The organism is Rhizobium sp. LARHSG275 (genome assembly GCF_052871115.1).
Map to the genome: position 1 here is coordinate 43,919 of NZ_JBIXJN010000012.1, position 20,774 is coordinate 64,692.

General features: G+C 61.5%; 20 protein-coding genes and 1 tRNA gene. 15 read left to right on the top strand and 6 right to left on the bottom strand.

Features of this window, described 5'->3' with window-relative positions; all coding sequences use genetic code 11:
• Positions 1 to 52 precede the first annotated feature (52 nt).
• From lepA to ACIPSK_RS17530, 3 genes are read left to right on the top strand one after another with little or no spacing between them, the layout of a single operon-like run.
• Positions 53 to 1,885 (top strand): translation elongation factor 4, encoded by a 1,833-nt coding sequence (lepA, locus tag ACIPSK_RS17520; protein WP_017966575.1) that lies wholly within the window; start codon positions 53 to 55, stop codon positions 1,883 to 1,885.
• A 57-nt stretch (positions 1,886 to 1,942) separates the two neighbouring features.
• Positions 1,943 to 2,173, top strand: a complete 231-nt coding sequence (locus tag ACIPSK_RS17525) for a type II toxin-antitoxin system CcdA family antitoxin (protein WP_017966574.1) — start codon at positions 1,943 to 1,945, stop codon at positions 2,171 to 2,173.
• Positions 2,173 to 2,472, top strand: a complete 300-nt coding sequence (locus ACIPSK_RS17530; protein WP_017966573.1) for a CcdB family protein — start codon at positions 2,173 to 2,175, stop codon at positions 2,470 to 2,472. Before ACIPSK_RS17525 ends, ACIPSK_RS17530 begins: the two co-directional genes overlap by 1 nt.
• A gap of 3 nt (positions 2,473 to 2,475) precedes the next feature.
• Here ACIPSK_RS17530 and ACIPSK_RS17535 read toward each other — a convergent pair whose 3' ends face one another.
• The 3 genes from ACIPSK_RS17535 to ACIPSK_RS17545 form a co-directional block, all read right to left on the bottom strand.
• Entirely contained in the window at positions 2,476 to 2,928 is a 453-nt protein-coding gene (locus tag ACIPSK_RS17535; protein ID WP_026154387.1) for a GFA family protein, read from the bottom strand.
• Between the two features lie 191 nt (positions 2,929 to 3,119).
• Positions 3,120 to 3,668, bottom strand: a complete 549-nt coding sequence (locus ACIPSK_RS17540) for a sugar O-acetyltransferase (RefSeq protein ID WP_017966571.1) — start codon at positions 3,666 to 3,668, stop codon at positions 3,120 to 3,122.
• Positions 3,669 to 3,679: 11 nt separating this feature from the next.
• Entirely contained in the window at positions 3,680 to 4,456 is a 777-nt protein-coding gene (locus tag ACIPSK_RS17545) for a type 1 glutamine amidotransferase (protein WP_210254152.1), read from the bottom strand.
• Between the two features lie 89 nt (positions 4,457 to 4,545).
• Here ACIPSK_RS17545 and ACIPSK_RS17550 point away from each other — a divergent pair, with 89 nt between their 5' ends.
• A complete protein-coding gene (locus ACIPSK_RS17550; RefSeq protein WP_017966569.1) occupies positions 4,546 to 4,839 on the top strand; it encodes a SelT/SelW/SelH family protein in 294 nt (97 codons plus the stop codon).
• 9 nt (positions 4,840 to 4,848) lie between these two features.
• Here ACIPSK_RS17550 and ACIPSK_RS17555 read toward each other — a convergent pair whose 3' ends face one another.
• Positions 4,849 to 5,268, bottom strand: coding sequence for a BA14K family protein (locus ACIPSK_RS17555; protein WP_017966568.1), 420 nt, complete (start codon positions 5,266 to 5,268; stop codon positions 4,849 to 4,851).
• 168 nt (positions 5,269 to 5,436) lie between these two features.
• Here ACIPSK_RS17555 and ACIPSK_RS17560 point away from each other — a divergent pair.
• Both ACIPSK_RS17560 and ACIPSK_RS17565 read left to right on the top strand, forming a co-directional pair.
• Positions 5,437 to 5,523 (top strand) — tRNA-Leu (locus ACIPSK_RS17560).
• 238 nt (positions 5,524 to 5,761) lie between these two features.
• Positions 5,762 to 6,046, top strand: a complete 285-nt coding sequence (locus ACIPSK_RS17565; protein WP_017966567.1) for a hypothetical protein — start codon at positions 5,762 to 5,764, stop codon at positions 6,044 to 6,046.
• Positions 6,047 to 6,169: 123 nt separating this feature from the next.
• Here ACIPSK_RS17565 and ACIPSK_RS17570 read toward each other — a convergent pair whose 3' ends face one another.
• Together ACIPSK_RS17570 and ACIPSK_RS17575 are read right to left on the bottom strand one after the other, a co-directional pair.
• Positions 6,170 to 6,502, bottom strand: coding sequence for a hypothetical protein (locus ACIPSK_RS17570; RefSeq protein WP_017966566.1), 333 nt, complete (start codon positions 6,500 to 6,502; stop codon positions 6,170 to 6,172).
• Positions 6,503 to 6,560: 58 nt separating this feature from the next.
• Complete coding sequence (locus ACIPSK_RS17575; RefSeq protein ID WP_162115511.1) at positions 6,561 to 8,168, bottom strand: GumC family protein; 1,608 nt, start codon at positions 8,166 to 8,168, stop codon at positions 6,561 to 6,563.
• A 135-nt stretch (positions 8,169 to 8,303) separates the two neighbouring features.
• Between ACIPSK_RS17575 and ACIPSK_RS17580 the strand changes: the two genes are divergently transcribed.
• From ACIPSK_RS17580 to ACIPSK_RS17620, 9 genes are all read left to right on the top strand, one after another.
• Positions 8,304 to 9,353 (top strand): glycoside hydrolase family 5 protein, encoded by a 1,050-nt coding sequence (locus ACIPSK_RS17580; protein WP_162115512.1) that lies wholly within the window; start codon positions 8,304 to 8,306, stop codon positions 9,351 to 9,353.
• 2 nt (positions 9,354 to 9,355) lie between these two features.
• Positions 9,356 to 10,648: a hypothetical protein gene (locus ACIPSK_RS17585; RefSeq protein ID WP_162115513.1), complete on the top strand. Its 1,293-nt coding sequence runs from the start codon at positions 9,356 to 9,358 to the stop codon at positions 10,646 to 10,648.
• Positions 10,649 to 10,694: 46 nt separating this feature from the next.
• A complete protein-coding gene (locus ACIPSK_RS17590) occupies positions 10,695 to 11,711 on the top strand; it encodes an acyltransferase family protein (protein WP_162115514.1) in 1,017 nt (338 codons plus the stop codon).
• Positions 11,712 to 11,926: 215 nt separating this feature from the next.
• On the top strand, positions 11,927 to 12,811 hold the full coding sequence (gene purU, locus ACIPSK_RS17595; protein ID WP_162115515.1) for a formyltetrahydrofolate deformylase: 885 nt from the start codon (positions 11,927 to 11,929) through the stop codon (positions 12,809 to 12,811).
• Between the two features lie 119 nt (positions 12,812 to 12,930).
• Positions 12,931 to 15,852: an aminotransferase gene (locus ACIPSK_RS17600; protein ID WP_162115516.1), complete on the top strand. Its 2,922-nt coding sequence runs from the start codon at positions 12,931 to 12,933 to the stop codon at positions 15,850 to 15,852.
• 523 nt (positions 15,853 to 16,375) lie between these two features.
• Positions 16,376 to 16,570 carry a hypothetical protein gene (locus ACIPSK_RS17605; protein ID WP_003544544.1) on the top strand — a complete coding sequence of 65 codons (195 nt, stop codon included), beginning with the start codon at positions 16,376 to 16,378 and terminating at the stop codon, positions 16,568 to 16,570.
• 233 nt (positions 16,571 to 16,803) lie between these two features.
• A complete protein-coding gene (locus tag ACIPSK_RS17610) occupies positions 16,804 to 17,799 on the top strand; it encodes a P1 family peptidase (protein WP_162115517.1) in 996 nt (331 codons plus the stop codon).
• A 56-nt stretch (positions 17,800 to 17,855) separates the two neighbouring features.
• The gene (locus ACIPSK_RS17615) at positions 17,856 to 18,776 is read left to right on the top strand and encodes a LysR substrate-binding domain-containing protein (protein WP_162115518.1); all 921 of its coding nucleotides are present in this window, start codon (positions 17,856 to 17,858) and stop codon (positions 18,774 to 18,776) included.
• A 248-nt stretch (positions 18,777 to 19,024) separates the two neighbouring features.
• Positions 19,025 to 20,554 carry an ABC transporter substrate-binding protein gene (locus ACIPSK_RS17620; RefSeq protein WP_210254153.1) on the top strand — a complete coding sequence of 510 codons (1,530 nt, stop codon included), beginning with the start codon at positions 19,025 to 19,027 and terminating at the stop codon, positions 20,552 to 20,554.
• Positions 20,555 to 20,774: the final 220 nt, after the last annotated feature.

The window sequence follows — 20,774 nt, forward strand, 5'->3', positions numbered from 1 at the left end:
AGCGTAAACAGCGGGATAATTACCGCTTTGCGGCAGGGGGCGGCGCTGCTATATGGCGCGCATGAGCACCAATTCCACCACTCCGCTGTCCCATATCCGCAACTTTTCGATCGTGGCCCATATCGACCACGGCAAATCGACGCTGGCCGACCGCCTGATCCAGACGACGGGTGGCCTTGCCGAGCGCGAAATGTCCGAGCAGGTGCTCGACAATATGGATATCGAGCGCGAGCGCGGCATCACCATCAAGGCGCAGACCGTGCGCCTGCACTACCAGGCTAATAACGGCGAGAAATACATTCTCAACCTGATCGACACGCCCGGCCACGTCGACTTCGCCTATGAAGTCTCGCGGTCGCTGTCGGCCTGCGAGGGTTCGCTGCTTGTCGTCGACGCTAGCCAGGGCGTCGAAGCGCAGACGCTTGCCAACGTCTATCAGGCGATCGACAACAATCACGAGATCGTCACCGTCCTCAACAAGATCGACCTGCCGGCCGCCGAACCCGACCGCATCAAGGAACAGATCGAGGAAGTGATCGGCATCGACGCTTCGGAGGCGGTGCTGATTTCGGCAAAGACCGGCCTTGGCATTCCCGACGTGCTGGAAGCGATCGTCCACAAGCTGCCGGCGCCGAAGAGCCCCGGCGGCGAAAAGGCGCCGCTGAAGGCGCTGCTCGTCGACAGCTGGTACGACGCCTATCTCGGCGTCATGGTTCTGGTCCGCGTCATCGACGGCGTGCTGACCAAGGGCCAGACGGTACGGATGATGGGCACGGATGCGAAATACCAGGTGGAGCGCGTCGGCGTGCTGACGCCGAAGATGGTGAATATCGACAGCCTCGGCCCCGGCGAGATCGGCTTCATCACCGCCTCGATCAAGGAAGTGGCCGATACCCGCGTCGGCGATACAATCACCGAAGACAAGCGGCCGACGGCCCAGGCGCTGCCGGGCTTCAAGCCGGCCCAGCCGGTGGTGTTCTGCGGCCTCTTCCCGGTCGACGCCGCCGATTTCGAGGATCTGCGCGCCGCCATGGGCAAGCTTCGCCTCAACGACGCCTCCTTCTCCTTCGAAATGGAATCGTCCGCCGCTCTCGGCTTCGGTTTCCGCTGCGGTTTCCTCGGGCTGCTGCATCTCGAAATCATCCAGGAACGGCTGGAGCGCGAGTTCGACCTCGACCTCATCGCTACCGCGCCCTCGGTCGTCTACAAGATGTACATGACCGACGGCACGGAGCGCGAGCTGCACAACCCGGCCGACATGCCCGATGTCGTCAAGATCTCGGAAATCCACGAGCCGTGGATCCGCGCGACGATCCTGACGCCCGACGACTATCTCGGCGGCATCCTGAAGCTCTGCCAGGACCGGCGCGGCATCCAGATCGAACTTACCTATGTCGGCACGCGCGCAATGCTGACCTACGACCTGCCGCTCAACGAAGTCGTTTTCGATTTCTACGACCGGCTGAAGTCGATCTCGAAGGGCTATGCCTCCTTCGACTACACGCTGACCGACCATCGCGAGGGCAACCTCGTGAAGATGTCGATCCTCGTCAACGGCGAGCCGGTCGACGCGCTGTCGATGATGGTGCACCGGACGGCTGCCGAAAAGCGCGGCCGCGACATGTGCGAGAAGCTCAAGGAGCTGATCCCGAAGCACATGTTCAAGATCCCGATCCAGGCGGCGATCGGCGGCAACGTCATTGCCCGCGAGACGATTTCGGCGCTACGCAAGGACGTGACCGCGAAATGCTACGGCGGCGACGCCACCCGGAAGCGCAAGCTGCTCGACAAGCAGAAGGCCGGCAAGAAGCGTATGCGCCAGTTCGGCAAGGTGGAAATTCCCCAGGAAGCCTTCATCGCAGCGCTGAAGATGGGCGACGAATAACGATTTTCAATGGCATTTTATGCGCATATAATGTGCGCATAAATTGAGGAGGTCGTTATGGCTCAGCAGACGAGAAAAGCAGCGAACCTGTCTCTTGACGAAGGCCTCGTCTCTCAGGCGCGCGAGCTCCAGATCAATATATCCCGTGCGGCGGAGGACGGCATCGCAAAGGCCATAAAGGCGGAGCGAGAGCGGCTTTGGCGCATCGAGAACGCTGAGGCTATTGCCGCTTCCAATGCCTATGTCGAAAAGCACGGTCTGCCGTTTCAGAAATATCGACAGTTCTGATGGCTCGGTTTCATGTTTATAATCTCACGCATACCGACGCGCTCGCCCTCGATCTGCAGTCCGACTTGCTTGGTGAATTGACAACGCGGACCATGGCGCCGATGCTTCCATTGGAAGCTCTTCCCAAAATCATGCGTCAGCTCAATCCACAATTCGTGATCAATGACCTGCCCTATGTAATGGCTACCCAATTCACCGGCGCAATTTCCGTAAAGGAGATTGGAGGCGTGGTGGCGGATCTTACCGCCGACAGCGATCGCATTATCGCTGCCGTCGACATTCTCTTCCAGGGTTTCTAAGCCTCATCCCCTGCCCATATATTCCTTCACCAGCCCCTCATAGGCATCCATCTCAGGCAGCGCCTCGTAGCTATACACCGCCCCGGTCTCGGCAAATGACAGCTTCTCGCTCGTCCAGGTCTCGATGAAGGGCGTGAACCAGCTGGGGTCGTCGAGCATGGTCGCGCGCAGATTGACGAACCAGTCCATGCCTTCCGGCCGAGTGAACATCCAGCTCATGCAATGCGGGCAGAAATAATGCTTCGTGGCGCCGTGCAGGCCGCCGATCACCGGCTCGCCTTGCGTCACCTCGAAGTCTTCGCTGGGGATGGCCGCACTCAGCGAATAGGCGCTCGATGTCATCTTCTGGCACCCCGTGCAATGGCAGGCCATGGTGAGTAGCGGCGGGGCGCTGATTTTCAATCGCACCCGGCCGCAACGGCAGCCGCCTTCCATCGGTAAATTCAGTTCGCTCATGATTCCCTCCCGTTCTGCCCTCTCATCTAGCGGAATGATCGCTGCTGTCGAGATGGCAAGATCATCGCGGAACGGCGGCTTTGCCGGCGTTAGAGCATTTCCGTTTTTCTCCGAATCCCGGAAATATTCTATCTCTTTGTTTTCACGCAATTCCGGACGCAAAACCGCTACGCACTTTTGCTGGAATTGCTCTAGCGGATGCGGGCTGGATTGCCGACCACGGTTGCGCCGGCCGGCACATCCCTCGTCACCACCGCACCGGCCCCGACGATCGCACCGTCGCCGATGGTGATGCCGCCGAGGATGATGGCGCTGCCGCCGATCCAGACATCGCCGCCGATCGTGACCGGCCGGGCAATCTCGATGCCGGTGCTGCGCAGTGCCGGCTCCTTGTGATGCTCGGCGCAATAGATCTGCACGCCGGGGCCGAACATGCTGCGGTCGCCGATCGTCACGCGGCCGGAATCGAGGATGGTGCAGCCTGCATTGAAATAGACGCGTTCGCCGAGAACAATATTGATGCCGTAGGAGCAGTGAAACGGTGCTTCGATGAAGATATCAGGCGCAGCCTGCGCAAAGAGCGCCCTCAGGGCCGGCGCGACCGCACCGCGCTCATCCGGCGGCAACGTATTGTGCGCGTGGACGGCTGAGCGCGCCTGCCGGCGCAGGAGGTCGAGCTCATCATCAAGGCAGCAATACCATTCGCCGGCCGCCATCTTTTCGCGTTCGCTGGCCGGCATCGGATCGCCTCTCACGCCGAGGCCCGCGACAGCATTTCGACCTCTTGCTGCTCGATCAGGCTGACCCAGGCACGCGCGATGGCAAGGCCTGCAGCATCGGCAGCTCCGGCATGTCTTGCCGCCAGTTCGGCATGGTTCTCCAGCCAGCCCGGCGCGATGCGCTCGATCGTATCGGGGAATTCGGCCTTCCACTGCGCGACGACCGCTGCATTGGCCTCGAAATGGAACTGGGTGCCATAGACGGCGCGGCCGATTCGGAAGGCCTGGTTTTCGGCGACAGGGCTCGAGGCGAGATGAACCGCGCCTTCGGGCAACGAAAACGTATCGGCATGCCATTCGAAGATGGTGACCTCGCAGCCAAGCGCCGACAGCAGCGGATCGGCCCGGCCCTCGGCGGTGACGCCGATCTCGTGCCAGCCGAATTCACATGCGGCACCCAACAGATTGTCGGCGCCATAGGCGCGGGCGAGGATCTGGCTGCCGAGGCAGATGCCGAGCACCGCCTTGCCGGCATCGCCGAAGCGGCGCGTGAGCCAGACGAGCTCCGGCAGGTAGGGGTGGGTTTCATCATCCAGCGCACTCTGCTCGCCGCCGAGAACGACCAGCGCGTCATGGCCGGATACATCTTTCGGCAGGATGCCGTCCTGCCACATCCGGAACCACTCGATCTCCGCTCCCGCCTCGTCAAGGGCTGCGGCAAGCGCGCCGAGGCCAGTATTCCGCATATTTTCAATGACTGCCACGCGCATAGGCTCTTCCTGGTATGACCGACCACAGGAAGAGACCATGCGGAAGAGCGGCGCGCAAGACGCTTATGTAAGGCGATTGCACCGGCGCGCGACAGGGCTTAAATCTCGGCAAACGAAAGGACATCGCCATGACCGAGAAAGCCCGCGTCACGATCCTCTACTGCACCCAGTGCAACTGGCTGCTGCGCGCCAGCTGGATGGCGCAGGAGCTGCTGCATACTTTTTCCGACAGTCTTGGCGAAGTGGCGCTGATTCCCGCCACCGGCGGCAATTTCGAGATCCGCGTCAATGGCGATCTGATCTGGGAGCGCAAGCGCGACGGCGGTTTTCCCGGGCCGAGGGAGCTGAAACAGCGGGTCCGCGACATCGTCGAGCCCGGTCGCGATCTCGGCCATGTCGACCGCGCCTCGCTCGAAAGTTGACCGCGCGGCTCAGCGGTAGGGCGATCGGCAGGTCTTGTAGATGCCCTCATAGGTGAGGAAACGATCCGTCCGCGGATTGTAGGAGCGGTACTCGTTGCTGCACCAGGCGGCATGGCTGTTCATGTCGCGCGGCTTCGGCTGCACCCTTTGCACCGGCGGCGGATCATAGGTCAGCTGCGGCGGCCCGGCAGCGCCCGGCCGATAATAGGTCGGCCCCGCGCCGCGCGGACGATAGTTCGGCTGGACATAGGCGGGGCGATGCCATTGCTGCGGCCCGAAACCGAAGCAGCCGCGAAAATCGCAGAGCGTCGATCCCGTATTGAGCGGCCCGATGCCCGGCTTGCCCAGCTTCAGCGAATCGGCCCCGGCCATAGCTGGCGATAGAACGGCTAAAAGACCGGCGAGCAGAAGCGTGCGGACAGCAAGCATGAGGCATTCCTTTCGATATTTCCTCTATATAGGGCGTGCCAACGGGAGCGCTATGCCCACCCTTCGGCGCTCCCTTGCATGTGATCGGCTGCTTTTTCGCCAACTGTCAGAAAAACTTCAAAAACCCAGTTGACAGTCAGGGGCCACCCCCTTACATCGCTCTCCGTCGCCCAGATGGCGGAATTGGTAGACGCGCCAGCTTCAGGTGCTGGTACCCGAAAGGGTGTGGAGGTTCGAGTCCTCTTCTGGGCACCATTCCATTCTTGATCGCTACCAAGATCAAGGAGTTAAGCCTTTCCAACGAAAGTTGCGCAGGTGCCTTGTAGCAAGGGCCAGTCATAAAGCGCGCAAAGGCTTGTTCGCTCGGTAGCTCCCAAGAACTCTCCGAAGTCCTCATTTCTGGACGCTTATTCCCGCCGCTCTTGATAGCTGGCCTGCATTGACTCACCCATCTCCAAATGCGAACGTAAAGAGAACGCAATGGAGTCTTGCAATGATCCGATTCGCCACATCCGCAGCCAGCAAACCCGAGCCGTCAAAGGCACGCGAGGTGTCGGCCACCGAGCCGGCCATTGAAATGCCTCGCCCCAAGCCGGTCATTGAGCTAGCCGCCGCGGTGCCTACGGCCGGCCTGCTGCTGCCCAGTTCCGAGTCAGACAAGCTCGGCTCCGACACTCTGCAGAAGACCGCCAAACCACCACGCCGGGCGGCAACAAAACGTAAGCCTAAGGTCGCCGAGGCAGACGACACTCCACTCCAGCTCAGTCTGGAGGCTTAGCCCCAACCATCCGGCCAAGGTGTGGCGGCAGGGAACTCCCACCATGATCTATATAGCACTTCGGAATCCCGAAATTGGCTGCGGCCTGGGCGGGCGTCATCTGACGCCGCCTACCCGAAGCGTTTACCGCACCGGCTGATAGTGGCCGCGGAGCGGAACTTTGCCACCCGTGGTAATGAAGCCGTCGCGTTCGCAGACATAGATCAGCGTCGGCATGCCGCCGGAACGGAAAATTTCGTCATAACGGCGGCGGATCTGCACGGTTTCGGTGCGGCAATTGTAGGATTCCTCCTCTTTCTTATCCGGCTGCGCCTTGACGCCGGGAAGACCCTTGTAGGGATAGAGGGGCTGAACGCCCGAATCGACGGATTTCGTCCAGTCTACGGCAAACGCGGACGCCAGGGCGAGGCTCGACACGGCTACGAGCGATATCAGAAGCATCATCAACAGCCGCATGGGACTCTCCTGCCGGCAATAACCCGTCCTTCCGATGTAGGAAAACCGACGACCGTCATCAAGCGGCTGCAGCGGGGGACTTCCTAAAATAACTTCTGATGACGGGATGGCTGAAGAGGCCGGCGAGGATCGCAAAACCGGCGCCGAGGACGAAACCGGCGAGAAAACCGCCGATGACGCCGGCAATCAATAGAATCGTCTTTCCGGGACCGTCTCCCTTGACCGGCGGCTCGGCCGGCGAAATGACGCGAATGTTACTCTGATTGAAGTTCTGCTCCTCGCTCGTCTGGCTGGAGCGTTTCAGCACCGTCTCGTAGATATCGCGCGCCGCCGTCGCCTTGCGCTGCAATTCGTTCAATTCCACCTGCTTGTCCGACGAACTCGCCTGCAACGCCTTCTGCACGGCAAGCTCCTTGGCGATGCTGTCCTCGGCGGACTTGGCCTGCTCGTATTCGCCCCTTGCCGAGGTGGCGAGACGCTGCAATTCGCCCTTGATTTCGACTGATATGCTCTGCAGCGAGGAGCGGGCCGCCTGCAGGCGCGGATGGCGCGTGCCCATCTGGCTTTCGAGGCTTCCGACGGCGGCGGCCTGGGTGGCATATTGCTGACGCAGGCTGACGAGCGGCGAGGTGACGCCGCCCTCCGCCTGGTTGCCGGCGACGATGTCTTCGACGCGGAGATTGGCGACGGCATCGGCGCGCGCCTTCGCCTGGATGGTCTTTTCCTGTGCCGTCACCAGCATCGTGTTCAGCGAGACGAGCCGTTGGTCGGAGATCAGGTTCCCTTCGGTCGCGGCCATGTCGTTGTCGGCGCGGAAGGTTTCGACAGCCTGCTCGGCCTCCAGCACCTTCTGGCGCAGGTCGTTGAGGCGCCCGTCGAGCGTCGATGAGGTATTTTCGTAGATGCCGTTCGAAGCGCTGTTCTCCTCCTCGGTGAAGGAGGTGACGACCTGGTTGGCAAGCCTTGCGGATTTTTCGGGATCGTTGGTCGTGGCAGCAAGCGAGACGACATAGGTGCTGGCCTCGCGGGTGATGACCAGCGCCTTCTGCAGAGTGCCGATTACGGCGGCGCCGTCCGTGCGGCCGCCGGTGAATTCGGGATCCTGGTCGAGCTTCATGGCTTCGGCAACGCGGCGCAGCACATTGCCCGAAGTCAGGATCTGCACCTGGCTGTCGATCAGCGCCGAGATCATTTCCGGCGAGGGACCCGAAGATTGCGCGCTGGCATCGGCAAGGCCGATCTGGCGTGGATCGAAATAGAGGCTGCTGACGGCGGTGAATTTCTGGGCGATGCGCGGCGCCACCGCCCCGCCAGCCACAGCTCCGAGAAGGCCCAGCCCCAGCACGACCAACCGCCGGCTCCAGATCGCGGCGATACTGGAGCGGAGGTCGAGAAGCGGGGCGCCAGGTGCCGACGCAGCATTCGACGGCGCGTCGACGACAGGCTGTTTTGGTGGAGGAGGCGCCGGACGCTCATATTGGCGGCTTTCGGCAATGCTGGCCGGCGGTTCGAAGGGTGGCGGCACGGGTTCGGGCGATGGCCGGACGAAATCATCCGGACGGACGACAGGACTGCGCATGCGCACGCCTTCCGGCGCAGTCTGAGACGGCTCAAAACTGCGCCAGCCAGGGAGCCGGCTTACCCTGTTCCTGTCATACTGGTTCATACGCGCACTCGTGTCCCGCCCAGCGTGAAAGACTGAAGCCGAGGTGCTGATACTTTAGAAATTCTTAGCTAACGGACCGTTAAAATAACGTCAGCGACGCCGATGTTGCGATTTGCCGCGATAACGAGGATGGCCATGAGGACGATACGACATCTGACGGCGCTGCTGCTTGCGGTCGCTCTGATCCCGTCGCCGGCCTTTGCGACTGATGCACCTTGCTATCGCGGCGTCAATTTGTCCGGCGGCGAATATGGCGAGCGCGGCGGCATCTACGGCACCAACTATACCTATCCCGGCGAAGACACGATCGGCTATTTCGCCGAAAAGGGCATGACGATCATCCGGCTGCCCTTCCGCTGGGAACGCCTGCAGCCGGCACTCGGCGGGCGGCTCGACGAGGACGAGCTCAAGCGGATCAAAGATACCATCGGCCTGATCCGCAAGCACGGCATGGCGGTTCTGCTCGACCCGCATAATTTCGGCTATTACGACAAGACCCAGGTCGGCACGGCGCCGGCGACGGATGCCGCCTTCGGTGATTTCTGGGCAAGGCTTGCCGTCGAATTCGCCAATCAGGACGGCGTTCTCTTCGGCTTGATGAACGAACCGCACGACATCAAGGCGACCGACTGGCTGGATGCCGCCAATGCCGCGATCCGCAGCATCCGCGCCGTCGGCGCGCGCAACCTCATCCTGGTGCCGGGCACGGCATGGAGCGGCGCGGGCAGCTGGGAAAAGGATGTGATCGGCGGCGCCAACGGCACGGTGATGCTCGGCGTGCGCGATCCGCTCGACTTCTACGCCTATGAGGTCCACCAGTATCTCGACGCCGATTCCTCCGGAACCCATCCGACCTGCGAAGGTGCAGGCGCCGCAGTCGAGGCAATCGCCAGCGTTACCGCCTGGCTGAAGCAACACCACAAGCGCGGCTTCCTCGGCGAATTCGGCGCCTCCACCGACAAGGACTGCATGAGCGGATTGACCGAAATCTACGCCACCATGTCCGGAAATAGCGACGTCTGGCTCGGCTGGTCCTATTGGGCGGCGGGCGAATGGTGGCCGGCGGACGAGCCGTTCAACGTCCAGCCGCGCAAGGGCCCCGAGCGGCCGCAGATGCGGCTACTTGCCGAGGCGGCAAAAGCCGATGCCGGCGCTTGCTCAGCCGTCAAGCCTTCGGGGAAATGAACATGGCGGTCGTCGATCACAGGACAGCGACATTCACTGTAGCCGGCACCGTAGCCGGCAAGCGGCTCGGTGCTGCCCGCGAGGCATCGCGCACCGATCATCTGGTGCTGTGGCTCGGCCTGTTCTCCGTGCTCTACAACGGCATTCTCGCCTTCATCAACCACAACATTGTGCCGCTATCGATGACGCATGTCGCCGCCAGCGAAGGCCTGATCATGGCGAGCGCCATCATCTATATCCTGCACAAGGGGATCTACGAGACCGACCTGCCGGCCTTCCTGTTCCTGCTGTTCACGCTCATCGTGACTATCTATGTCAGCGTGCTCAACCGCATGCTGTTCATAGATCACTTTCGCAACGTGCTGATCATCTTCTGCTTTACCGGGCTCGGCGGCTGGAGCAACGAGAAAACGATGAAGCTCGCCTTTCGCTGGGCAAGCCTTGCCGTCATGATCTTCCTGATCTTCGAGATCGTCAGCGTGCCGTTCTATGTCAGCATCGTCCACCCGTCCGATTATTTCGCCAATACGCGCGGGCTGCTGCCGCTGAGCTACAACACGACGGGCCTCTTCCAGAACGCGCTCGGCTTTCCCGAGCGCTTCTCCTTCGGCATCATCGACCATCGTTCCTCCTCGATCTTCCTCGAGCAGGTGTCGCTCGCCAATTTCTGCGGCGTGATCGCGGTCTACCTGATTTCGATGTGGGACAGACTCGGCCGCTGGGACCGGCTGCTGATGATCGGCACGGCCGTGCTGATCTTGGTGACGAACGACACGCGCACGATGTTGATCTTCTGCTTTGCCTGCATCGTCGGCTACTTCGTCTTTCCGAAGATCCCGAAGAATTTCAATCTGGCGCTGATGCCGCTGATCGTCGCCGCCGGCTTCCTCGTCTACGTGCTGAAACCCAATGCTACCGGCGACAATTTCACCGGCCGCATCAACCTGACGATGAAGAAGATCATGGAGCTCGATCCGCTCGCCATCCTTGGGCTTTCGGTCGACCGGGTGGCCGAATTCGCCGACAGCGGCTATGTCTACCTGATCTACGCGGCGACGATCTTCGGCGTCATCGCCTTATGGCTGTTCGTCTGCCTCTTTCCCGCCGGGCGCACGGCAGCACAGCGGCGCTGCGCCCATTCACTTTCTCTTTTCATTTTTCTGAATATGATGATCGGGGGAACTGCGGTCTTCTCGATGAAGATCGCCGGCCTCCTGTGGTTCGTCGTCGGATATATGCGCTTCCACGACAGCCCGCGCATCCGGCAGGGTCGTCCGGCAGATGTATTGAGTTGACCGCAGCGGCGCCTGTTCGCGCGAGCCCGAGGGAGCAAAACGCCCGATGCTTGTCCAGCTTCAATATCTGCGCGCCATCGCGGCGCTGATGGTCGTCTATTTCCACGCGATATTGCAGCTTGCCAAGGTCAATCCCGCGCTTGACGCCACCGCCTTCGTCTATGGCGAAACCGGCGTCGACATCTTCTTCGTCTTGAGCGGCTTCGTGATGTGGCTGACGACAAGCGGACGCGCCATGAGTCCGGTCGATTTCGCCCGCCGGCGCATCAGGAGGATCGTGCCTCTTTACTGGCTGGCGACGCTGTTTTCGGCGACGGTGGCGCTGGTGGCACCGTCATTGCTGAAATCGACGGTATTCGACCTGCCGCATCTCGCAGCCTCGCTGTTCTTCCTGCCGTGGAGCAATCCCGCCGATCCCAGCACGATCACGCCGGTGGTCGTTCCGGGCTGGACGCTGAATTACGAGATGTTCTTCTACTTCGTTTTTGCGCTGCTATTGCCGCTACAGGAAGTTCGGCGCATCCCGGCGATGTTTGCCGTCTTTGCCGTCATCCTGGTCGCCTGCCGGCTGCTGCCGGAAACGACTGTGACCCGGTTCTACGGCGAACCGATCATGCTGGAATTCCTCGCCGGTGTCGTGCTCGGCTGGCTCTACGGGCAGAAGCTGCTGCTGCCGAGCCGCTGGGCTTGGGCGGCCCTTGCCATGGGCTTTGCCTTTCTTTTCATCAACGAGGCGCTGATGCCGCCGGAAAGCCGGTTCTATGCCTGGGGAATCCCGGCGATCTTCATCGTCTACGGCGCGATCTCCATCGATTTTTCCAGGCTGCCGGTTGTGGGATGGCTGAACTATCTCGGCGACTGCTCCTACAGCATCTATATCACCCACGCCTTCACGCTGGCTTTTCTCAGGGTCGCCGCCGATCGCCTGCCAATCGGCATCCTGCAGCAGCCGGTGCTGTTCGTGATCCTCTCGCTGGTGCTCTCGTCGATCGGCGGCGCGATCATCCATGAGATCACCACGCCGCGCCGCAAGGTTGCGGTGGCGAGCCGGCCGCCGGCCTAAAACGCTCGAAGGCGAGATTACGCATCCAAGCGGCGCTGACGGTACAGTTTTTCGCGCAACTTCTCCTAAGCTTCAGACTGAGCAATGAGAGAACTTGCGCAAAGGTGATGGTTTCTCTTGCAATTTGTCGCATGAATGAAAGTGCGCCGGCCTGTTCGCGGCCCGGGCTTTGATCTAAGCACAGCGGCGGCCTTGGAGAGGGAAGAGGGAAAGACATGACGAATTACGTATTGACGGTATCCTGCAAGTCGACGCGCGGCATCGTGGCGGCGATTTCGAGCTATCTGGCCGACAAGGGCTGCAACATCGTCGACAGCTCGCAGTTCGACGATCTCGATACCGGCAGGTTTTTCACACGGGTGAGTTTCATCTCCGAGGAAGGCGTGCCGCTTGCCGAACTCAAGGAAGGCTTCGAGCCGATCTGCAAGCGGTTTGCCATGGATGCCGAGATCCACGACGGCAACGCCCGCATGAAGGTGCTGCTGATGGTGTCGCGCTTCGGCCATTGCCTCAACGATCTGCTCTATCGCTGGAAGATCGGCGCGCTGCCGATCGATATCGTCGGCGTCGTCTCCAACCACTTCGATTACCAGAAGGTCGTGGTCAACCACGACATTCCCTTCCACCACATCAAGGTGACGAAGGAGAACAAACTGCAGGCCGAAGGCCAGATCATGGATATCGTCGAACAGACCGGCACGGAGCTGATCGTGCTGGCGCGCTACATGCAGGTGCTTTCGGATGCGATGTGCCAAAAGATGTCTGGCCGGATCATCAATATCCACCATTCCTTCCTGCCGAGCTTCAAGGGCGCCAATCCTTACAAACAGGCCTATCAACGCGGCGTGAAGCTGATCGGGGCGACGGCGCATTACGTCACCGCCGATCTCGACGAAGGCCCGATCATCGAGCAGGACACGGCGCGTATCACCCATGCACAGTCCCCCGACGATTACGTCTCGATCGGCCGCGACGTCGAAAGCCAGGTGCTGGCGCGCGCCATTCACGCCCATATCCATCACCGCACCTTCCTGAACGGCAACCGCACCGTGGTCTTTCCGGCAAGCCCCGGCGGTTACGCCTCCGAACGCATGGGTTGAGCGTCGCCTAGACCCTGCATCTCTTTTGCTGGCGAATGACAATCTCCCGTTGCCTGCTAGCGGCAAGTACTCGATTATCTCCTTCAATAGGTAATCGAATCATGCAGCGGAGGGGTGTCATGACCGACGAGGCGCTTGTTGATCGCATGGCGCTGCCGCGTCCCGACGTCACCGCCAGCGACGCGGAAGAGATCCTCCTTGCTCATTACAGCCTCTCCGGCACGCTTACCGAACTCGGCAGCCAGCAGGATCGAAACTATCGCGTCGATAGCGATCGTGGCCGCTACGTCCTGAAGATCTGCCATGCAGCCTACGAGGTCCGCGAGCTCGAAGCGCAGAATGCGGCGATCCATCACCTCAAAAGCAGGCAAGATGCCCCGCGCGTTCCGCAGGTGATCCGCAGCAATGAAGGGCGGGAGATCGTCGTCCTAACCGTGCGTGGGCAGGGCTATCAGGTCCGGCTGCTGGAATATCTGGAAGGCCAGGGGCTGACGGAGCTGACCTATCTGGCGCCGGCTTCCGTTGCGGCCCTCGGCGCGCTCTGCGCCAGGCTGGCGCAGGCGCTTGCTGATTTCGACCATCCCGGTCTCGACCGCAGCCTGCAATGGGATCTCAGGCGCGCGGGGCCGGTCGCGGTGCAGCTGCTATCCGCGATCACCGATAGTGCGGCGCGCGACCGGATCGCCAAGACCATGGTAATGGCCATTCGCCGCATCCAGCCGTTGGCGCCATCGCTTCGGCTACAGGCCGTGCATCATGACGTCACCGGCGACAATGTCGTCGGCCACCGCGACGCCCGTGGCCATACCATTCCCGACGGGGTGATCGATTTCGGCGATATCATCCGCGGCTGGCTGGTCGGCGACCTCGCCGTTACATGCGCTTCGCTGCTGCATCAGGCGGATAGCGACCCTTTTCATATCCTGCCGGCCGTCACCGCCTATCAGGCGATCTATCCGCTAACCGGCGAGGAGTTGAAGGCGCTCTGGCCGTTGACCGTCGCACGCGCGGTCATTCTGGTTGCCAGCAGCGAGCAGCAGATTTCGGTCGATCCCGATAATGACTATGTCCGCGGCAATCTCGAGCACGAGCGGGCGATCTTCGATACGGCGATGTCCGTTCCCTTCGAACTCATGGAAGCCGCGATCCTCAGGGCGGCCGGCGCAAATGTCGCCGCCCCGGAAGCATCGGGTTGGCTGCCGTTGCTGCCGGACATCGATCCCGCCGGGATCGCCTATGTCGATCTTGGGGTGCGGAGCCCGCATTTTTCCGCCGGCAACTGGCTGAATGCCGACATGGACTGGCGGCTGCTTGCCCGTGTGGCAACCGAAAACGGCACGGCAGCGACGCGCTACAGCGAATATCGGCTTTCCCGTGCGGGAACCGCGAAGGGACAGGCGACCTGCGCCCTGCATGTCGACATATGCCTTGCCGCAGGCAGCGCGATTGCAGCGCCCTTTGCCGGCCGTATCGGCTGGAAGGACCAGCATCTGACGCTCGCCAGCGGCAGCATGACCCTGCATCTCGATGGGCTCGACCTCTCGGTCGAGGATGGAGCCCAGATTGCCGCCGGCGATCCGCTTGGCACGGTTACCGGAGAGGCTTCGTCGCTCGGCGGGCTGCGTGTCCAGCTTTGCAACGTCGCGGGTCTTGAACCACCGCTGTTTTCCACACCCCGCGCGGCGGCGGCCTGGTCGGTGCTCTGCCCTTCACCCTCGCTGCTTCTCAGCCCGCAAGCGGATGCGCCGCAACCTGATACCGCCGCGCTCTTCGCCAGGCGGCGGGCGCATCTCGCAAGGCCGCAGAAGAACTATTACGCGGCGGCGCCGCAGATCGAGCGCGGCTGGAAGGAGCATTTGTTCGATGTCGAAGGCCGCGCCTATCTCGACATGGTCAACAACGTCACCATTCTCGGCCATGGCCATCCCAGGTTCGCGGCAGCAATCCACGCCCAATGGCTGCGGCTCAACACGAATTCGCGCTTCCACTATGCCGCAATCACCGAATTTTCCGAACGCCTCGCCGCCCTTTCGCCGGACGGGCTCGACGCGGTCTTCTTGGTCAACAGCGGCTCGGAGGCGAACGATCTGGCGCTTCGGCTGGCGCAAGCCCATACCGGCGCGCGCAACATGCTCTGCCTGCTCGAAGCCTATCATGGCTGGTCGGCGGCAAGCGACGCCGTCTCCACCTCGATCGCCGACAATCCAAAGGCACCGGCCACCCGGCCGGACTGGGTGCATACCGTCGTTTCGCCGAACACCTATCGCGGCGACTTCCGTGGTCCCGATACGGCAGCGGATTATCTCGGCATGGCGACGCCGGTGCTGGAGGCAATAGATGCTGCGGGCGAAGGCCTTGCGGGCTTCATCTGCGAATCGGTCTACGGCAATGCCGGTGGCATCCCGCTGCCGGACGGTTATCTCAGGGAAATCTATGCGCAGGTCCGCGCTCGCGGCGGCCTCTGCATCGCCGATGAGGTGCAGGTCGGCTATGCCAGGCTCGGGCATTATTTCTGGGGCTTCGAGCAGCAAGGGGTCGTGCCTGATATCATCACCGTCGCCAAGGGCATGGGCAACGGCCATCCGCTCGGCGCCGTCATCACCACGCGGGAGATTGCGCAATCGCTGGAGAAGGAGGGCACTTTCTTTTCCTCCACCGGCGGCAGCCCGGTCAGCTGCGTCGCCGGCATGACAGTGCTCGACATTATGGCCGAGGAAAAGCTGCAGGAAAATGCCCGGACGGTCGGCGATCATCTGAAGGCGCGGCTTGCCGCGCTGATCGACCGCCATCCGATTGCAGGCGCCGTGCACGGCATGGGCCTCTATCTCGGCCTCGAATTCGTCCGCGACAGAAAGACGCTGGAGCCGGCGACGGAAGAGACGGCTGCCATCTGCGACCGGCTTCTCGAACTCGGCGTCATCATGCAGCCGACCGGCGATCACCAGAATGTGCTGAAGATCAAACCACCGCTCTGCATCAGCATCGACAGCGCAGATTTCTTCGCGGACATGCTGGAGAAGGTGCTCGAAGAGGGCTGGTGACACAGGGCTCCCAGCATTAACCAAATTGGTCATTTCGCGGCATGTCGATTTTTAATGAAATAGGCCATTGCCTGTTACGGCAAGGCTTCCTATGTCTGCCGCGGTGATCGATCGAACTTCCGATTCTGTCATGCGAATTTAACGAAAGCCTGATATATTTCTTTCTGTAAGTTCGGACTGCGACGGAATGAATTTTTTCGGATCGTCGATATTTTGACACGTTTCGGAATATGTTTCTGACAGGCTATCGGGTAATCTCTACCAAGTTAGTGGATTATCGAAGACAGCCTTCGCCGATCCCGGGCTCTACCCGGGACCTCTCAAGTGCAACGCCAACATAAGGAACGAGCATGATAGACATCGATATTCTCGCCGATCTCCTTGGGCGATCTGTGCTTGGCAATGACCGTCCGGGCGCCCTCTCCCGCCCGAACTGTCGAATGTGACGTTCGTCCTCCTTTCAACGGTACCAGACAAGTCAATTCGCCATGGCTGCGCATGTTGCGCGGCAGGAGTTCTATCTATGAAGAAGCAAGTTATCGAATACGCAGGCGTTCCCGTCGGGATCGTCATTCCCGATGAAGATCGGCTGAAGTTCATCGCCGTGAAATTTCATGTCCACGACCTCGACGAGCAGCGCTTCGGCTCGCCGGACGAGGTGCGGCTGGCTATCCATGACCTGATGACACGCCGTCATCCGAAGCCGCTTCATGCCTGAGGGCATGAGGCCGCAATTAACATTCACGGCTTTTCGTAATGTCCGACCGGTCCCGCCAATTGGGGCCGGTCTTGTTTTTTGAGGGCATTACAGCGCCGCGCGTCTTTATCAGACGCGCAAGGGACGCTGTAACGCTTTGAATTTCTGCATAATTTTATCCTTAAATCGATTCCGATTTAAGGAATTATGCAGTACAGTCCTACCGGCCGCCTTTCCGTGATAAGGATCCGCCCTTGCCCGATCTTCTGAACCTCATTACCGACATCGAAGGCGTTTCCGTCGGCCATGCGACCGACCTTGCGCTCGGTTCCGGTGTCACGGTCATCGTCTTCGACGAACCGGCCGTCGCGTCCGGCACCGTGCTCGGCGGCGCGCCCGGCGGGCGCGACACCGCCCTGCTCGATCCGTCGATGACCGTCAATGCCGTGGATGCCTTCGTGCTCTCCGGCGGCTCTGCCTTCGGGCTGGATGCCGCCGGCGGCGTGCAGGCGGGCCTGCGCGAACTCGGCCGCGGCTTTGCAGTCGGGTCGGTGCGTATTCCGATCGTGCCGCAGGCAATCCTGATGGACCTGCTGAACGGCGGCGACAAGGATTGGGGCCTTCACTCCCCCTATCGCGACATGGGCTATGCAGCGTTGAAGGCGGCCGCCAAGGGCGCATTCGCGCTCGGCACGACAGGCGCCGGCACAGGGGCGACGACGGCCACCGTCAAGGGCGGGCTCGGCTCGGCCAGCGCCGTCAGCAGCGCCGGGCACCGCATCGCGGCAATCGTCGCCGTCAATGCGCTCGGCTCGGCGACGATCGGCGACGGGCCACATTTCTGGGCGGCGCCTTTCGAGAAAGACGCGGAATTCGGCGGGCTCGGCATGCCTGATGTGACCGACCACCGGATGCGGCTCAAGGGCATGAACACCCCGGCGACGACGATCGGCGCCGTCGTGACCGATGCGCAGCTGACGAAGGCAGAAGCGCACCGGCTTTCGCTCGCCGGCCATGACGGCCTTGCCCGGGCACTGCTGCCGGCGCATCTGCCGCTCGACGGCGACACCGTTTTTGCCGCTTCGACGGCCAAGCATCGAAGAGACGACATGGCGACCCTGATGGAGCTTTGCCATCTCGCGACTATCGTCATGGCGCGGGCGATCGCACGTGGGGTCTACGCTGCGACCGCGCTGCCGGTCGAGGGTGCGCAAAAGGCCTGGCGCGACCGCTATCCGAGCCGCGGCTGATTGAATAGGGTCAGACTCTCTACTGATCCAATATACCGAATGGCGGAGAGACGTGAATGCAGATCCGGGCGCTGATGTATTTCGACGAGCTGGTCAGGACCAATTCGATGCGCCAGGCGGCCGAGAATCTCAATGTCGCGCCGACGGCGATCAGCCGGCAGATCGAGAACCTCGAATATCATTTCGGTGCGCCGCTCGTCGAACGCAGCGCCCGCGGCGTCAAGCTAACGGCCGCCGGCGAGCTGCTTGCCGCCCGCGCCGGCCGGACGCTGCGCGAGCTCGATCACGTACAGCAGCTGATCGAAGACCTGAAGGGCCTGCAGCGCGGCCGCGTCAGCATCTATGCCAATGGCGCGACCGTCGCCAATCTGCTGGCGCCTGCGCTCGCCGAATTCAGCCTGAAATATCCGAAGCTGCGCTTTGCCGTGACGATCACCAGTGCGCGGCAGGCGATCGACGCCGTCAACAGCGCCGAGGCGGATATTGCGGTGACGCTGTTTGCGCCTCCTATGTCCGGCACCAAGGTACGGCTGCGCTCCGAGATCGCCTATGATCTCATCGCCACGCTGCAGCATCCGGCCGCTGCGCATGCCGAGATCCCGCTGAGGACGCTCGCCGACTACGCCTTGGCGCTGCCGGATCAATCCTTCGGCTTTCGCCAGGCCTTCGACGCCCTGTTCGAGAAGGAGGGGCTGAGCCTCGATCCTGTCTTCGTCACCAGCTCGCTCGAAATGCTGAAGGAACTCGTGCTCAGCGGGGCTGCGGCCACGCTGCTGCCGGCGCTGACTGTTCGCCGTGAGATTGAAGCGCGTCAGCTCCTTGCCATTCCGCTCGCTGGCAAGACCGGCATCCGCACCCATGTCGATCTTTGCGTGGCGCCGGACCGGCAGCTGTCCTTCGCGGCGACGAAACTCCTCGACTTCATCGAGAGGTTCATGCGCGCGCGCACGAGCCATGGCGCCGAGACGAGAGACTGAGGCTTCGAGCTTGCATTGGCCGCGGAATTGCGGTGTAGCTTTTTCGGCTACACTGAGCACACAAATTCGTCATTGTGTGTGCACCGGCCCGCTGCATAATTCCTTAAATCGGAATCGATTTAAGGAATTATGCAGCAATCCAAAGTGCTACAGCGTCCTTTGCGCGTCTAAAAGACGCGCGGCGCTGTAGTGTCACTCTCCTCGCAAAAGGTCTTCGTCATCGACGCGCGGCCAGATAAGGGAACATGATGATCAAGCTTTCGTTTGCGCCTTCAGCCCGTTTCTTCAGGCGGCTTTCGCTCGGTGCCGCACTTTCGGCCGGCCTGGTGATGACGGCGATGACGCCGGCCGAGGCGGCAAAGACTACCCTTAATCTCGGCATGAGCGTTGAGCCGGCCGGTCTCGACCCGACGATCGCAGCACCGGTGGCGATCGGCCAAGTGACCTGGCAAAACGTGTTCGAAGGGCTGGTGACGATCGACCAGGCCGGCAAGATCCAGCCTCAGTTGGCGAAAAGCTGGGAAATCTCGCCCGATGGCCTGACCTATACATTCAAGCTGCAGACCGGCGTCAAATTCCATGACGGCGAGGCCTTCGATGCCGCGAGCGCCAAGTTTTCGCTGGACCGCGCCCGCGGCGCCGATTCGGTCAATCCGCAGAAACGCTTCTTCGCCTCGATCGCCTCGATCGACACGCCTGATACTGAAACGCTGGTGCTGCATCTCTCGGCACCGGCGGGCAGCCTGATCTACTGGCTCGGCTGGCCGGCCTCGGTGATGGTCGCGCCGACGACCGCTGCCGACGACAAGACGACGCCAGTGGGCACCGGTCCGTTCAAATTCGCCAGCTGGGCGAAGGGCGACAAGGTCGAACTCACCAGGAATGCCGACTATTGGAACAAGGATGCGGCCGCCAAGCTCGACAGGGTGACCTTCCGCTTCATTGCCGATCCGCAAGCGCAGGCGGCTGCGCTGAAATCCGGCGATCTCGATGCCTTTCCGGAATTTGCCGCGCCAGAGCTGATGAGTTCCTTCGACGGCGATGCGAGGCTCGTCACCAGGATCGGCAATACCGAGCTCAAGGTCGTTGCCGGCATGAACACTGCCAAGAAGCCGTTCGACGACAAGCGCGTCCGCCAGGCGTTGATGATGGCGATCGACCGCAAGATGGTGATCGACGGCGCCTGGTCCGGCCTCGGCACACCGATCGGCAGCCACTACACGCCGAACGATCCGGGCTATCAGGACATGACCAATGTGCTGCCCTATGACGTCGAAAAGGCGAAGGCGCTGCTCACTGAGGCCGGCTACCCCAACGGCTTCACCTTTACGATCAAATCGCCGCAAATGGCCTATGCGCCGCGCAGCGCCCAGGTGATGCAGGCGATGTTTGACGAAATCGGCGTGACGATGAATATCGAGCCGACCGAATTTCCGGCGAAGTGGGTCCAGGACATCATGAAGGACCGCAACTTCGACATGACGATCGTTGCCCATGCCGAACCGCTCGACATCGACATCTATGGGCGCGATCCCTATTATTTCAACTACAAGAACCCCGCTTTCAACGCGCTGATGAAGAAGGTCCAGGAGACGACCGATCCGGTCGCGCAGAATACGATCTACGGCGAAGCGCAGAAGATTCTCGCCGAGGACGTGCCGGCGCTTTACCTCTTCGTCATGCCGAAACTCGGCGTCTGGGACAAAAAGCTGAAGGGCCTGTGGGAAAACGAGCCGATCCCTTCCAACGTGCTCTCCGGTGTTTCCTGGGACGAGTGAGTGGCGGGTTCGGACGGGATGCGATGAGGTGATGGCCTTGGTGCCGGAAGCAGGACAGTCGGATATGGTCGACTCACGCGAACCTCTCGCTCCCTCATTCCTGTGCCCTCAGGGCTTCGCCCGAGCGATGTCACAGGAATCCAGTGCGCCCAAGTCCTTGGGCGCGGGAGACTTCCGTACCTGGATGAGAGTCATTCACGGCGCAGACGCGCCGTGGCTG